The following is a 14,288-nucleotide window of genomic DNA, read 5'->3' on the forward strand; positions in this document are numbered from 1 at the left end:
GGGGGCCTTAGTTGCCATTCGGGAACATGCGGGCGTTGCCGGGCTGATAGCCGACGCCGGGCGTCAGGAAGCGGCGGCGCTGCTCACGGCCCTGCTCGGCAGCCGCCGCACGCTCCGCTTCGGTCAGCGCTTGAGCTCGTCCGTTCGCAGCGACGACGGCCGTGAGATCGGCGAGCTGCTGCGCCTGGAGCGCGAGGAGCTGATTGCCTGCCTGCGCCGCCTGCAAGGCGCCGGTCGCGCCCTGGCTTTGGCCGATGAGCGCCGACATCTCGGCGCGGTTGGTGTCGATGTTGCCGACGACACCGGCCTGCACCCGCATGGCGTCCTGCAGGCCGCCGACGGTGTTCTGCCAGCGCTCGCGCGCTTGCGCTACGAGTTGCTGGTCGGACGCCGACATCGACGCATTGCCGTAGGTGGAGGTGAAGGCCTGGTCGATCTGCTGGACGTCGTAGGCGATGCGCTGCGCCTGGCCGAGGAGTTGCTGCGTCCGCTGCACGGACTGCTGCAGGCGCTGAAGCGAGGAGTAAGGCAGGCTCGCGAGGTTTCGCGCCTGGTTGATCAGCATCGTCGCTTCATTCTGAAGCGAGGTGATCTGGTTGTTGATCTGCTCCAGGGCACGAGCTGCGGAGAGAACATTCTGCACGTAGTTCGTCGGGTCGTAGACGATCCATTGCGCGGACGCCGGCTGGATCATCACGGGCGACATCGCCACGGGGACGGAAAGGATCGATGCGGCAAGAAGCGCCGCGCGTGAGCGACGGAAGATCATGGCTGGGTCTCCAGGTTATTGAGGTTGGGGATGAGGTCGGCGGCCCAGGCGACGCCGCGCAGACGCAGCCAGGCCGGCAGGAAACCTTCGCGGCCGTGCTCTGCGATGACGCGCTCGATCGCCGCCTGATCGGTTTTTGAGGAGGCGGCGCAGAGCGCCAACGCCACGTCGGACAGACCGAGTTCGAAGAGTCGGTTGCCTCGGCGGGATTGGCAGTAGTAGTCGCGCTTCGGCATCGCGCGGGCGAGGATCTCGATCTGGCGATCGTTGAGCCCGAAGCGGCGGTAGATCGCGGTGATCTGCGGTTCGATCGCGCGCTCGTTCGGTAACAGCAGCCGCGTCTGGCAGCTCTCGACAATGGCCGGCGCGATCGCAGAACTGTCGATGTCGGAGAGCGATTGGGTGGCGAAGACGACGGACGCGTTCTTCTTGCGGAGCGTCTTCAACCACTCGCGGAGCTGGCCGGCGAAATCCTCGTCATCGAGCGCCAGCCAGCCTTCGTCGACGATGAGCAGCGTTGGGCTGCCGTCGAGGCGGTCCTCGATGCGGTGGAAGAGATAGGCGAGCACGGCCGGCGCGGCGGCCGTGCCGATCAGGCCCTCGGTCTCGAACGCCTGCACAACGGCTTCGCCAAGATGCTCGCTCTCGGCGTCGAGCAGCCGGCCATAGGCGCCCCCGACGCAATAGGGCCGCAGCGCCTGTTTGAGATCGTTCGATTGAAGGAGGACGGCGAGTCCGGTCAGGGTGCGCTCGACGACGGGCGCGCTCGCCAGCGAGGTCAGCGCCGTCCAGATGTATTCCTTCACCTCTGGCGCGATCGTCACGCCCTCGCGCTGCAAGATCGCGACGATCCAATCAGCCGCCCACGCGCGCTCCGGCACGTGGTGGATGCCGGCGAGCGGTTGCAGCGAGACGCTGTCAGCCGCGCCTTCTGTCAGGCCGCCGCCGAGATCGTGCCAGTCGCCGCCCATCGCGAGCGCTGCAGCTCGGATGCTTCCGCCGAAGTCGAAGGCGAAGACCTGGGAGCCGGGATAGCGCCGGAACTGCAGCGCCATCAGCGCCAGGAGCACCGATTTGCCGGCGCCGGTCGGCCCGACGACGAGCGTGTGACCGACATCGCCGACATGAAGGGAAAACCGGAACGGGGTCGAGCCTTCGGTCCTGCCGTAGAGCAAGGGGGGTTGCCCGAAATGCTCGTCCCGTTCCGGCCCCGCCCACACCGCCGACAGCGGAATCATATGGGCGAGATTGAGCGTCGAGATCGGCGGCTGCCGGACGTTGGCGTAGACATGGCCCGGCAGCGAGCCAAGCCAGGCGTCGACGGCGTTGATCGTTTCCGCCATCGCGGTGAAGTCGCGGCCTTGAACGATCTTCTCCACCAACCGGAGCTTCTCGGCTGCGATGCGTGGATCGGCGTCCCAGACAGCGACCGTCGCGGTGACATAGGCCTGACCCGCATAGTCCGCGCCGAGTTCCTGGAGCGCGAGGTCGGCATCGGCCGCCTTGTTCGCCGCATCGGTGTCGACGAGCACCGAAGCCTCGTTGGTCATCACCTCCTTGAGGATCGCCATGATGCTCTTGCGCTTGGCGAACCACTGCCGCCGTATCTTGGTTAGCAGCTTGGTGGCGTCGGTCTTGTCCAGTAGGACGGCGCGTGTCGACCAGCGATAGGGAAAGGCGAGCCGGTTGAGGTCGTCGAGCAGCCCGGGCGTGGTCGCGGTCGGAAAACCGACAATGGTAAGGATGCGGAGATGCGCGTCGCCGAGCCGCGGCTCCAGTCCGCCGGTGAGCGGTTGATCGGCCAGCAACGCGTCGAGATACATCGGCGTCTCGGGCACACGCACGCGGTGGCGTTTGGTCGAGACGGTCGAATGCAGATAGGTCAGCGTCTCGCCGCCATCGAGCCATGCGCATTCCGGCATGAAGTTCTCGATGAGCTGGAGCACGCGGTCGGTGCGATCGGCGAAGCCGCGCAACGCCTCACGAGGGTCGAGACCGTTATCGGCCTTGCCTTCATAGAGCCAGCTTTCGGCGCGGGCGGCGTCCTCGGCCGGCGGCAGGTAGACGAAGGTCAGGAAGTAGCTCGACTCGAAGTGCGAGGCGTCTTCCTCGAAATCGGCCTTGCGTTCGGCGTCGACCAGAGCCGACGCGGCATCGGGAAAGCGGCTCGCCGGATAGGTGCCGGCGCCATGGCGCTGGGCCTCGACGAAAATCGCCCATCCCGAGCCGAGCCGGCGGAAAGCATTGTTGAGCCGGCCGGCCACGGCGACGAGCTCGGCCGGCACCGCGGAGTCGAGGTCGGGACCGCGAAAGCGGGCGGTGCGTTGGTAGCTGCCGTCCTTGTTGAGGACGATGCCCTCGCCGACGAGCGCGGCCCAGGGCAGGAAGTCCGCGAGACGGGTTGAGGTTCGGCGATATTCGGCAAGGTGCATCATCGGGGCCTCACGCGCTTAGATGGCCGGGGATGCGCAGGTGACGGCGCACCACGTCGACGAATTGTGGATCGCGTTTGGCCGCCCACACCGCCGCGAAATGCCCGATCGCCCAGAGCCCGAGACCGACCAGCCAGAGCCGCAGGCCAAGGCCGAGCGCCGCCGCCAGCGTGCCGTTGAGGATCGCGATGGAGCGCGGCGCGCCGCCGAGCAGGATGTGCTCGGTGAGCGCCCGATGGACCGGGACGGCGAAGCCTGGCACGTCGCCGACGCTGTCGGTCAGGCTCGCCATCAGACGAGCGCTCCGCCGCCGAAGGAGAAGAAGGACAGGAAGAAGCTCGACGCGGCGAAGGCGATCGACAGGCCGAAGACGATCTGGATCAGCTTCCGCGCGCCGCCTGACGTATCGCCGAAGGCTAGCGTTAGCCCTGTGATGATGATGATCATCACAGCGATGATCTTGGCCACAGGCCCCTCGATGGATTCGAGGATCGATTGCAGCGGCGCTTCCCACGGCATCGAAGAGCCGGAAGCATGGGCTGCTGGCGCAAGCATCATGCTGAAGACGGCGACGGACGCGGCCGTCGCGATATGACGGCGAGCGCGCAGGGCATGGCGGATCATTCGGGTTCTCCTGGGGCGGGCTGGGTTGCGGGGATGACGCGGTAGTCGCCGTCCGGCTGTAGGCCTTCGACGCGGGCGAGTTCGGCGAGGCGACGGGTCGAGCCGCGACCGCTGAGCACCGCGACGAGATCGATGGTCTCGGCGATCAGCGCGCGCGGGACGGTGACGACGGCTTCCTGAATGAGTTGCTCAAGGCGGCGCAGCGCGCCGAGCGCGGTGCCGGCGTGGATCGTGCCGATGCCGCCCGGGTGGCCCGTCCCCCCGAGGCCTTGAGCAAATCCAGCGCCTCGGCGCCGCGCACCTCTCCGATCGGAATGCGATCAGGGCGCAAGCGAAGCGAGGAGCGGACGAGATCGGACAGCGATGCGACGCCATCCTTGGTGCGCATGGCTACGAGGTTGGGCGCGGCGCATTGCAGCTCGCGCGTGTCCTCGATCAGAACCACGCGGTCGAAGGTCTTCGATACCTCGGCGAGCAAGGCGTTGGTGAGCGTGGTCTTGCCGGTCGAGGTGCCGCCGGCGACGAGGATGTTGCGGCGGTCCGCGACGGCGCGGCGGAGCACCTCCGCCTGTTCGGCGGACATGATCTCGGCGGCGACATAGTCAGCGAGCGTGAAGACGGCGACGGCAGGTTTGCGGATCGCGAATGCCGGCGCGGCGACGACGGGCGGCAGAAGGCCTTCGAAGCGCTCCCCCGTCTCGGGCAACTCGGCCGAAACGCGCGGTGAACCGGAATGAACCTCGGCGCCGACATGATGCGCGACCAGGCGGACGATGCGCTCGCCGTCCGCGGGCGACAGGCGCGCTCCGGTATCGGAGAGTCCCTCGGACAGCCGGTCGATCCAGAGCCGCCCATCGGGATTGAGCATCACCTCGACGATCGACGGGTCTTCCAGGAATCCGGCGATGGCGGGGCCGAGGGCCGTGCGCAACATGCGCGCGCCTCGAAGGATCGCCTCTGATTGCTGGTGAGAAACCGCCATGTCGTCCCCGTTCTGCGCGGGACCGCAAACAAGCGGCCCTGGATCGGGGATGAGTAGAAGAGGCAGAAATCAGGGCATGACAACAAGCAGAACGGGGTCGTAGTGCTCTGGCGTACAAAGAGAGGGCGACGGCGGAACTGACAAACTCTTGCGATGCCCGGCGCGATGATTATTCCGCGCCCGGGACACCTACTACGTCGTCCGAAATCTCCTCACGCACTTTCGGTCCCTTCGCGAGTCGCCGCCCGAGTGCGGCGACGAAGGCGTCGTACCGCTCGCCGGCCTGTGCGCGTGCGGCCGCCTGGGCTGGCTCCGGAAGTGGCGGGTTGGTGGTGAGCCAGAAGCGGACGAACACTGCGAGCATTTCCACGGAAATGCCAAGGTCGCGTTCCATGCGCGTCATGCGCCGGTCGAGCTGGTCCAATCGCTTGGTGGTCGCGGCCTCTTGGCGCTCGGCGGCGTCGGGCGATAGGAAGGATGCGATGGCCGCTTCCGCGACCAGGGATCGCGATTGATCGCGACGCGCGGCATAAGCGGCGAGCGCTTTCGTGATATCCGGATCGAGATAGACCGAGAGGCGCTGCTTCTTCGGAATCTTCATGTTCACCACGCTCAGAGGTCCATCCCGTCACTGGGATCGAGCGAGACCTGCCGCGCGACGCCCTGCATCACCTGATTCAGCCGGCCTGCGCGCGCGGCGTCGTCGTCATCGGCGTCGTCGGGACCATCGAGCTCGAACTCGTTGTCGATCGGCGCCTTCCTCTCGACAGGCTTTACCGCGGTCAGCTCCGGTTGCTGACGCCGTTCGGAGCCGGTCGAGTCGTCATCGCCGGTGCCGTCCTGCTGCGCGGCTGCATCGGGTTGCGGCCGCGACGGCAATGGCAGGGCGCTCCAATCGTCCGGCTTTCCCGCGGCTGGCCTCGCGAGCGCGGGTGGTGGCAGGACGCGTTCCTGAAACCGGCGATCCTCGAAATAGCGGGCTTTCTTCGCGCGTATCGGCGGCGTACCGGCCACCATCACGATCTCGTCGGCGGGCGGGAGCTGCATCACCTCACCCGGCGTCAGCAGTGGGCGCGCCGTCTCCGATCGCGAAACCATCAGATGGCCGAGCCATGGGCTCAGCCTGTGCCCCGCGTAGTTTCGCATTGCCCGCATCTCGGTCGCGGTGCCGAGGGCGTCGGAGACGCGTTTGGCCGTGCGCTCGTCATTGGTCGCGAAGCTCACGCGCACATGGCAGTTGTCGAGGATCGAGTTGTTCGGACCATACGCTTTCTCAATCTGATTGAGCGACTGGGCGATCAGGAAGCTCTTCAGCCCATAGCCCGCCATGAACGCCAAGGCGCTCTCGAAGAAGTCGAGGCGCCCGAGTGCGGGAAACTCGTCGAGCATGAGCAGCAGCCGGTGCCGCCTGCCTTTGGCGTTGAGATCCTCCGTCAGTCGGCGTCCGATCTGATTGAGGATAAGCCGGATCAGCGGCTTGGTGCGCGCGATGTCAGATGGCGGCACGACGAGGTAGAGCGTCGACGGTCGCGCTCCGCCAACAATGTCTGTGATGCGCCAGTCGCAACGGCGCGTAACATCCGCCACCACGGGATCGCGATAGAGTCCGAGAAACGACATCGCGGTCGACAAGACGCCCGACCGCTCATTGTCGGACTTATTCAGCAGCTCGCGCGCGGCCGATGCGATGACCGGGTGCGGTCCAGCTTCGCCGAGATGCGCCGTCTTCATCATGGCGGCGAGCGTCGACTCGATCGGCCGCTTGGGGTCGGAGAGGAAGGCGGCGACGCCTGCGAGTGTCTTGTCGGTCTCAGCGTAGAGAACGTGCAGGATAGCGCCGACGAGGAGTGCGTGGGACGTCTTCTCCCAATGATTGCGGCGTTCCAAACTCCCTTCGGGATCGACCAGGATGTCGGCGATGTTCTGGACGTCGCGGACCTCCCATTCGCCGCGGCGGACTTCGAGCAGCGGGTTGTAAGCGGACGACTTCGCATTCGTGGGATCGAACAGCAGCACGCGGCCATGTTGGGCGCGGAAGCCGGAAGTGAGCTGCCAGTTCTCGCCCTTGATGTCGTGAACGATGGCGGAGCCCGGCCAGGTCAGCAGCGAGGGCACGACCAGGCCGACGCCCTTGCCGGAGCGGGTCGGCGCGAAGCACAGCACATGCTCTGGCCCGTCATGGCGAAGATAGGCGCGATCGAACCTGCCGAGCACCACGCCATCGGGCCCAAGCAGGCCGGCGGCGCGCACCTCGTCGGCTCGCGCCCAGCGCGCCGAACCATAGGTTTCGACATTTTTGGCCTCGCGGGCTCGCCACACTGACATGCCGATGGCGACCGCGATGGCAATGAAGCCGCCGGATGCGGCGATGTAGGCGCCCTCGACGAAAACCGAAGGCGCATAGGCGTCGTAGAAGTACCACCACCAGAAGAAGGCCGGCGGATGGTAGACTGGCCAGCCAAATGCCTCGAACCATGGCCGGCCGAGTTGCGGCTGGAAGCCTAGCTGCCATGCCGTCCACTGGGTCGCGGTCCAGGTCGTGGTCAGCACGATCACGAAGACGGCGAGAATCTGTCCCCAGAGAATCTTCGTGGCCGACATGGCGGTGTCCTTTCTTGATGAGGAGCGGTGATCACAGGCCGAGCCCCCGCTTGCGGCCGAAGCTCCAGTCGATGCCGCCATCGCTTCGCGCGAGACCGGAGACATGACGGCCGAGCTGCTTTTCGAGTGATGGAGACCAGGGAACGAGCTGGAAGCCGAGGCCGTCATCGATCATCGCGAAGCGGCCGGAGGCGAGCGCGAAGCGCTGCCTGTAGGTGCCGGCGACATACTCACCCGTCGAAGCACGCGTCAGCGGCCGCCCGCTTTCCGCCGACAGCTTATCGGCGAGCGCGTCCAGCTCGCGCCGGCGCAGCGTCTCGATCAGGTCGCGGCTGAAGCTGACGCCACGGCTCTGACGCTCCGCCAGACCTTGCGCGATCAGGTGCTCGGCGCGCCGGTCCAGCGCCTCGCGCACCTCTGCGCCAAAGCCGCCGACGCCGCCGCCGAGTGCGATCGGTTCACGGGCGATAGCTTGCCGGTCAAGCCAGGTGGCGCCGGCTGCGGTGATCTGCCGTTCGATCGAGAGGTCCGAGCGGACCGCCAGGGCGACGCGGCGCCGGCCCTGGGCATCGTCGAACTTGCGCAGCTCGACGATCGAGCCCGGCGCGCCGTCCCCGGCGGCGTCGAGATCGGGCAGCTTGATATGATGGGTCCGTCCGTCCGCGCCGTCGACCACGGCATAGGCGGTGCCCTTCAGCTCGTCGTCGAGGCCGCGAGCCACCAGACGGCCGACGACAGAATCGTCCAGGCTTTCGCCTGCCAGCACGTAGCTGGCCGTGCCGCGCTCGATGCCGCGTTCCGAAAGGCCGCGATGGATTCGCTTGATGATGTCGCCGCGTTCGCCCAGCTCGCGCAGAGTCGTCTCGGCATTCTCGGACACAATCCACTGGCCGGGGCCAACCTGGTCGGCAAGCCCAAGCGATTCGAGCTTGCGCAGGCGTCCGACCTTGAGGGCGTGGAATTCGTCGGGCTGCCGGTTGGGATGCGGCGCAAGGTCGATGACGCCGGTGCGACAGCCATCGCGCGTGAGCTGGCGATCGAGGTTGGTCCAGCGTTCGGCGTCGATCTGACGTTCCAGGGTGCGACGGATTTCGTGATCCGTGCGCGGACCCAACTCCCGCGTGATCAGATCCCGCGCCCGATCGCGCATGCCTTCCTTGATATAGTCGCGGGAGATGACGAGGTTCTCGCCGTCCTCGCGCACGCCACGCACAATCAGGTGGACGTGCGGATGCTCGGTGTTCCAGTGATCGACGGCGACCCATTCGAGCTTGGTGCCGAGGTCCTTCTCCATCTGGCCGACCAAATCGCGGGCGAAGGTCTTGAGGTCCGACATCTCCACGGCGTCGTCCGGCGAGACGATGAACCGGAAATGATGCCGGTCGTCCTCGCATCGCTGCGCGAACGCCTTCGGATCGGCATGGTCCGTACCAGGGCCGAACAGCCTCGCCTTCTCTCCGTCCCGGGTGACGCCCTCGCGGCGCAGATAGTTGAGATGGGTGGCGAGCGGCGCGCCGCGTCCGGCGTGACGGACGACGCGCGCCTTGACGACGGCGCCGCGCGAGCGGGAGGTGATGAGCCGGTTGGCCTGCACTGATGCGCGCTGACCGCGGCCGAACCGGGAGCGGTGGCCCGGCCCGATCGTCCCCTTGCGGGAAACCGATCCGCCGGCCCGCTGGGCGGCGGCGAGCGCCTGGGCGATGAAGGGTCTGGCGCGCTGCACGCGCGTCGAGCGGATGCGGCCTGGCCGGATTCGGAAATCGTTCTCGTCGGTCATGGTCGCGCGCCTGCACATCGCGCGATGGCGCTGATTTGCTTATGAAATCGCTGAAGCCGCAGACTGCGCCAGACAGGCGCACCTCGCGAATTTGCTGCATAAGCCCTTGAAAAAGCACAACCGAACCGAGGCGCACATCGCGCCCCTTTATCCTGCCATCGTGCGGTCGTGTTGCCTCGCTCCCCCTTCCACGCACGCCATGATGCGCCGGAGTACGCCAGACCGCGATCTCGAGTGAGCGCGGTCATTGCGGCCCTCGACCATCAGGCCGCGCGACGAACAGGCCGGAGGACTGCGGCATGATCGCGGAAACCTCGCGCACGGGAGGTGTCGCAGGAGCGTCGTCCGGATGGTGCGGGGTTTGCGCTGGATCGGCAGCCGAGATGCGCTCGATACGCGCGACGAACAGCGGGGCGCGGGTCCAAGCCTGTGGCGGATCGGCGACGGCGACGGCGACTGGACTGGGGAGATCACCGCCGCCGAATAAAGGGACCAGCGCGGCGACGTAGGCGCGGGTCTCGGCCGGGAGCGGGCGACCGGCGAGATACTCCTCGTAGCGTCCCGGCCCCGCATTGTAGGCGGCCAGGAAGCCTAGCGAACCATAGCGATCATACATCTCGCGCAGGTAGGCCGCGCCCGCGAGGATGTTGTCGCGCGGACTGTAAGGATCGCGCCCCAGTCGGTGGCGTGTGCGAAGCTCCGTCCATGTATGGGGCATGATCTGCATCAGACCCATTGCGCCCGCGGATGAGATCGCGCGCACGTCGCCCGCGCTTTCGGCACGCATGACGGCGCGAATCCAGCGCTCCGGAATGCCGAAGCGTTGCGAAGCCTCGGCGATGAAGACGGCGAACGGATCGGCTGGGCTTGCGCGCGAGGTCGTCGCGTTCTGCGCCAGCGCGGTGGCCGGTGATCCGCTGACGATCAGCAGGCCGGAAAGGAGAAGGACGGAGAGATGCCGGGCGGCGCGTGTCCGCCCGGTCTCCACCGGTTGCCTGCGCGATGGGCGGCGCGTCGGCATGCCGTCAGTCCCGCTCATTGCGCTTCGGCGGACGGTTCCAGTGCAGGCCCCAGGCGGACTTGTCGTCGCCGGACTGGAACAGGTTGGCGCGGATCGGTTGGCGGAGTGACGGGTCGTCGATCTGCAAGGAAACGTAGTCGCCGGCCTTCTCGCCGGTTCGCCTCCATCCGGCGCCGATCTCCGGACCGCCGTCGTCGCGAAGGTGAATGCGATAGTCCGGCGCGTTCTCGGTGTCGGAATGCTCGGCGGGGACGAGCACCATCTCGATGTCGAGAGCGACCGTTCGGATGCGGCCGGCATAGCCGGTCTTGGTGCGCGTGAACTCTCCGATCTGCGGCATGGAAGCCTCCTGTGTGGTGCGGTGAAATGGGAATGGGCGCGTCTTCACCGCGTCGCGGCGCGCCATTCGAAGCGGCCGTTGCCGTCTTCGTCGGTGTAGAGAGGGGTTGCTCGTCCGATGACCGAGCCGCGGGAAACTGGACCGAAGTAGCGACCGTCCAGGCTGTCCTCCACGGACCAGTTCATGAGGAAGATCTCGTCGGCGGCGATGCGGCGGCAGCCCTGCCAAACGGGGAGATGGCGGCCGAGACGGTCGCGCGGCAGCGCGTCGCCGACCGGGATGCCGTCTACGGTGACGTGTGCGCCGGTGCGGCAGACTTGTTGCCCCGATAGACCCGCAACGCGTTTCAGGAGCGGGACGCCGCGAGGCAGATAGCCGCGCTCAGCGAGGAACGATGCGAGCGGCTCGGGTGCGTTTACGGCGACCAGGTCGGTCACTTCGAGCTGCGGCGACCGATCGATTGAATAGAGGCCGACCGGCGTGCTGGCGGACGCGTTCCAGATCAGCCTGGGCGTGATGTGGATGAAGGACAGGCCACCGATCAAGATCACGGTGAAGTACGTCGTCATGACGTAGCCGAAGCGGGTCATGGCTCGACCTTCCGGCGCAGAAGGATGGCCCGATGCTGCTCCGCCGTGTAGCTGCGCGGTTCCTGGCCGGCAGCGAGACGATTATGAACATGCCGCCAATGATGCGGTGAGACCTCAGCCGGATTGATGCCGACCGACTCGATGGCGTCGACGATCTGCAGTACGCGCTCGACCTTTGGCCAGCCGTCCATCCTCAGCAGGATGTCGCCACCAGGACGCACGAAGGGCAGAGTCTGGTAGTGCTCGCCGGGCGAGATCGCGCGCACGATGTCGATGCGCGAGATGATCGTGCCGAAGTCGTTTGCCGCCCAACGGACAAAGGCGAAGACACTGTGGGGCGGGAAGCTGAGCACGCGCCGGCGTCGGTCGAGAATCTGTTCCTGGACGTCCTGGCCGAACCGAATCCAGTATTCGACCCTCTTCTCGATCCAGGTCAGTTCGACGCGAGTCAGACCGTCGAAGAGGAGCGCCGCCGGCACGCCGCGCAAATGACCAGCGCCGTTCATTGCGTGTCTCCTTCGGCTGGAGGAAATTCGCGGGCGAGCAGTTCGCGCAGCATGTCGGCGACGGTGACGCCGCGCTGGAACGCGGCGATCTTGATCTGGCCGCGCATGTCGGGCGTCACATCGATCGTGAGCCGTGCCGTGAACGCGGCGTCGCCGTTCCGAGCGGGTCGCGGATCGGAGGCTTTGACCCAGCTCTCAGGATCGACAGGACGTGCAGTGAAGCCGCGTTTCTGGGATCGCCCGGTCATGGCGCGATCCTCCCGATCTCGGCGCAGAGCGCGGTGATCTCGCGCGCTGCCGGGCCGTGCTCGTTGATCTCCGAGACGAGGCGTCCAGACCGCGCTGTGTCGGCGAAGGCGACGCGCTGGCCGATGGTGGACGCGAGCACCGGCGGATCATGGTCGGCGAGCGTCTCGGCCGTCTCGCGGGCGATGATGGTGCGCGCGCCGCATCGGTTCAGCACGAAACGAGCCACGACCTGCGGACGATAGATGCGCGCCTCGCCAAGCAGCGACAGCATCTCCGCCGAGGCCCAGCCATCGAAGGGCGATGGCTGCACCGGGATCAGCACCAGGTCGGCGGCAAGCAGTGCTGATCGCATCAGGCCGGCAACGCGCGGTGGCCCGTCGATCACCACATGATCGGCGCCTCGCGCCAGTTCCGGCGCTTCGTTGTGAAGCGTATCTCGCGCTAGACCGACAACACCAAACAGGCGCGGTAAACCTTCGCGCGCGCGCTGCTGCGACCAATCGAGCGCGGAGCCCTGTGGGTCCGCGTCAATGAGTAGGACGCGCCTCCCCCTGCTGGCCCATTCGCCGGCGAGATGGAGCGCGAGCGTCGTCTTGCCGACGCCGCCCTTCTGGTTGAGGAGCGCGACGATCATGACGCACCGCCACCGCGACGGGCGGCATTCCCATGGCCAAGCCTTGCGTGCGGCTTGGCGGGATGGACAACGTCATGTCCCGGATCAGATGTGGAAAGCCGCGTGCCACGATCCGCCCAGGCCTGAAGATCGTCGAGGGCATAGACAATGCGGCCGCCCAGCTTGCGATAGACTGGTCCGGTGCCATAGGTGCGATGCTTCTCGAGCGTGCGACCTGACAGGCCGAGGAAGCGCGCAGCCTCAGGGGTGCGGAGATAGCGTGGCGGGGGGTCGAGTCGCGCTGCTGGCATGGGGCCTCCGGGCTTCGGCTGCGCCTCCAGCGTGCGGTGGCGAAGCGGCGACCACGGTGGCGAACCATCGGCGTCAGGGTGGATGACGAAGTGAGGCCCCTGCGTGCGCATACCCCCTTACGGTCACGCTTGAGGGGAGCCGAGGCGGGGTCAGCGGCCGGCGAGCAAACGGAGATAGCCGCCGTGCATCATCGTCTGCGCATCCTTCACCAAGCGGATCGTCTGGGCGCGGATGGACGACGTCTTCCACTCGGCAGCGGACTGCCGGGGCGTGTCGAAAAGCACTCCGGCGATTTCGCGATAAGTCGCGCCCGCGGATCGGCCATCGAGCGCGCGCACCATGCGCACCAGCCGCAAGCGGTGGCGCGGTGTGAGCGTGAGCGCGCGCGGTAGCGGACCGGCGGCACGTCCAAATAGGCGGCGTTGGAATCGCAATGCCGCTTCGGTGCGGATGTGGAAGTTGTCGTCGAGCGGTAGCAGGATGGCGAGCGGCTGAGCCGGGTCGATGGCTCCGGCGACCAAATAATGATCACCGTCGGGATCGGCTATTACGATCGCACCTTCGCCTCCGGGCTGCGCGTGCAATGTGGCGTGGGTCAGGTCGAGTTGTTCGAGCCGCCGGGCCATGCGAAAGACGGCCGGCGCGGCTTCAAGCATCAGAACGCTGGCGACAACCTCGGGCCGCCAGAAGATCGCGGTCTCGTTAGCGGAGCGATCGGGGTCGAGCAGGAAATCGCAGCCCCCACTGTGGGGCGGCGGCGCTCCTATGGGGCAATGAAGCGCTTGACCGGCTGGCCGGCGTGCTGCGCAGACGGTCATAGTCGCTGCGATAGTCGGGATTCCGGCGCAGGAACTCCCACGCAAACCCTTGCCGCTCCAAGCGGTTCAGCGCGCGTTCGGTTGTCTGCAATCGCCAATCCGGCGGCTCGGCCATACGCGTCTCCTCGTCCGCGTTTTGAGTGGCCCCCTCCACGCCCAAGCCTCGCCGCCGACGAGGCGCGGCGGAAGTCCCCGAAAACTGCGCGGCGTGATGCCTCGCACAACCGGGAGGAGTGTCCTGCTTTAAGACACGCGGGGACGGAGGAGCTCGCGATAGCCGGTGGTGGTCATCCAGCGGGCGCGGGCGAGATGGCTGTCATGAACTATTCGGGCGCGGTCGGGATCGCGGTCCGGATCGAGCGCGAAAAGGATTTGCACCGCCTCACGCCAGTCGGCGCCTTCGGCGGCGGCATCGAGGAGCCGAATATAGAGAGCAAGATGGCTTTCGTCGTAACCCGTCAGGCGGTCGCCGTCGGGCGGACGGTCCTGGAAAGCAATGACGGTCATCGGCGCGTCCATCTTCTTTGGTTAATCGATCGTATCCGCATCGCCAATGCAAACCAGACCGATAGCTGAAATTTCCCGATGCTTTTCACGCATCGCGCCAGCCCAGTGGCGGCATCGCGAGGAGGCTTCGCGGCCGTGTATTATAAC

The 14,288-nt window shown here is 66.7% G+C and carries 17 protein-coding genes and 1 pseudogene; all 18 read right to left on the reverse strand.

Features of this window, described 5'->3' with window-relative positions:
- Positions 1–7 precede the first annotated feature (7 nt).
- Entirely contained in the window at positions 8–769 is a 762-nt protein-coding gene (gene trbJ, locus ACFJIU_RS24270; RefSeq protein ID WP_012114871.1) for a P-type conjugative transfer protein TrbJ, read from the reverse strand.
- The gene (gene trbE, locus ACFJIU_RS24275; protein ID WP_012114870.1) at positions 766–3,204 is read right to left on the reverse strand and encodes a conjugal transfer protein TrbE; all 2,439 of its coding nucleotides are present in this window, start codon (positions 3,202–3,204) and stop codon (positions 766–768) included. The genes trbJ and trbE overlap by 4 nt, the downstream gene beginning before the upstream one ends.
- A gap of 7 nt (positions 3,205–3,211) precedes the next feature.
- Positions 3,212–3,493 carry a VirB3 family type IV secretion system protein gene (locus ACFJIU_RS24280; protein WP_012114869.1) on the reverse strand — a complete coding sequence of 94 codons (282 nt, stop codon included), beginning with the start codon at positions 3,491–3,493 and terminating at the stop codon, positions 3,212–3,214.
- A complete protein-coding gene (locus ACFJIU_RS24285) occupies positions 3,493–3,825 on the reverse strand; it encodes a TrbC/VirB2 family protein (RefSeq protein ID WP_012114868.1) in 333 nt (110 codons plus the stop codon). The genes ACFJIU_RS24280 and ACFJIU_RS24285 overlap by 1 nt, the downstream gene beginning before the upstream one ends.
- Positions 3,822–4,807, reverse strand: a pseudogene (trbB, locus tag ACFJIU_RS24290) (P-type conjugative transfer ATPase TrbB). The gene ACFJIU_RS24285 and the pseudogene trbB overlap by 4 nt, the downstream one beginning before the upstream one ends.
- Positions 4,808–4,976: 169 nt before the next feature.
- Positions 4,977–5,408: a ribbon-helix-helix protein, CopG family gene (locus ACFJIU_RS24295; protein ID WP_012114866.1), complete on the reverse strand. Its 432-nt coding sequence runs from the start codon at positions 5,406–5,408 to the stop codon at positions 4,977–4,979.
- An 11-nt stretch (positions 5,409–5,419) separates the two neighbouring features.
- The gene (locus ACFJIU_RS24300; RefSeq protein ID WP_012114865.1) at positions 5,420–7,408 is read right to left on the reverse strand and encodes a conjugal transfer protein TraG; all 1,989 of its coding nucleotides are present in this window, start codon (positions 7,406–7,408) and stop codon (positions 5,420–5,422) included.
- A 31-nt stretch (positions 7,409–7,439) separates the two neighbouring features.
- On the reverse strand, positions 7,440–9,185 hold the full coding sequence (locus ACFJIU_RS24305; RefSeq protein ID WP_041575619.1) for a VirD2 family relaxase/mobilization nuclease: 1,746 nt from the start codon (positions 9,183–9,185) through the stop codon (positions 7,440–7,442).
- Between the two features lie 244 nt (positions 9,186–9,429).
- Entirely contained in the window at positions 9,430–10,224 is a 795-nt protein-coding gene (locus tag ACFJIU_RS24310) for a lytic transglycosylase domain-containing protein (protein WP_379064308.1), read from the reverse strand.
- A complete protein-coding gene (locus ACFJIU_RS24315) occupies positions 10,211–10,546 on the reverse strand; it encodes a DUF736 domain-containing protein (RefSeq protein ID WP_012114862.1) in 336 nt (111 codons plus the stop codon). Before ACFJIU_RS24315 ends, ACFJIU_RS24310 begins: the two co-directional genes overlap by 14 nt.
- Before the next feature lie 44 nt (positions 10,547–10,590).
- A complete protein-coding gene (locus tag ACFJIU_RS24320) occupies positions 10,591–11,136 on the reverse strand; it encodes a S26 family signal peptidase (RefSeq protein WP_012114861.1) in 546 nt (181 codons plus the stop codon).
- On the reverse strand, positions 11,133–11,642 hold the full coding sequence (locus ACFJIU_RS24325; protein ID WP_012114860.1) for a DUF2840 domain-containing protein: 510 nt from the start codon (positions 11,640–11,642) through the stop codon (positions 11,133–11,135). The genes ACFJIU_RS24320 and ACFJIU_RS24325 overlap by 4 nt, the downstream gene beginning before the upstream one ends.
- Entirely contained in the window at positions 11,639–11,890 is a 252-nt protein-coding gene (locus ACFJIU_RS24330; protein WP_012114859.1) for a hypothetical protein, read from the reverse strand. The genes ACFJIU_RS24325 and ACFJIU_RS24330 overlap by 4 nt, the downstream gene beginning before the upstream one ends.
- Positions 11,887–12,525, reverse strand: coding sequence for a ParA family partition ATPase (parA, locus tag ACFJIU_RS24335; RefSeq protein WP_012114858.1), 639 nt, complete (start codon positions 12,523–12,525; stop codon positions 11,887–11,889). Before parA ends, ACFJIU_RS24330 begins: the two co-directional genes overlap by 4 nt.
- Positions 12,522–12,815, reverse strand: coding sequence for an AlpA family transcriptional regulator (locus ACFJIU_RS24340; RefSeq protein WP_012114857.1), 294 nt, complete (start codon positions 12,813–12,815; stop codon positions 12,522–12,524). The genes parA and ACFJIU_RS24340 overlap by 4 nt, the downstream gene beginning before the upstream one ends.
- A 150-nt stretch (positions 12,816–12,965) precedes the next feature.
- The gene (locus ACFJIU_RS24345) at positions 12,966–13,472 is read right to left on the reverse strand and encodes a DUF2285 domain-containing protein (RefSeq protein WP_049775951.1); all 507 of its coding nucleotides are present in this window, start codon (positions 13,470–13,472) and stop codon (positions 12,966–12,968) included.
- 46 nt (positions 13,473–13,518) lie between these two features.
- On the reverse strand, positions 13,519–13,749 hold the full coding sequence (locus ACFJIU_RS24350) for a transcriptional regulator domain-containing protein (protein WP_119037542.1): 231 nt from the start codon (positions 13,747–13,749) through the stop codon (positions 13,519–13,521).
- A 128-nt stretch (positions 13,750–13,877) separates the two neighbouring features.
- Positions 13,878–14,141 carry a DNA -binding domain-containing protein gene (locus ACFJIU_RS24355; RefSeq protein ID WP_041577054.1) on the reverse strand — a complete coding sequence of 88 codons (264 nt, stop codon included), beginning with the start codon at positions 14,139–14,141 and terminating at the stop codon, positions 13,878–13,880.
- Positions 14,142–14,288 lie beyond the last annotated feature (147 nt).

The sequence above is a fragment of the Mesorhizobium sp. UC74_2 genome (genome assembly GCF_042701485.1).
Classification (GTDB): Bacteria; Pseudomonadota; Alphaproteobacteria; order Rhizobiales; family Rhizobiaceae; genus Mesorhizobium.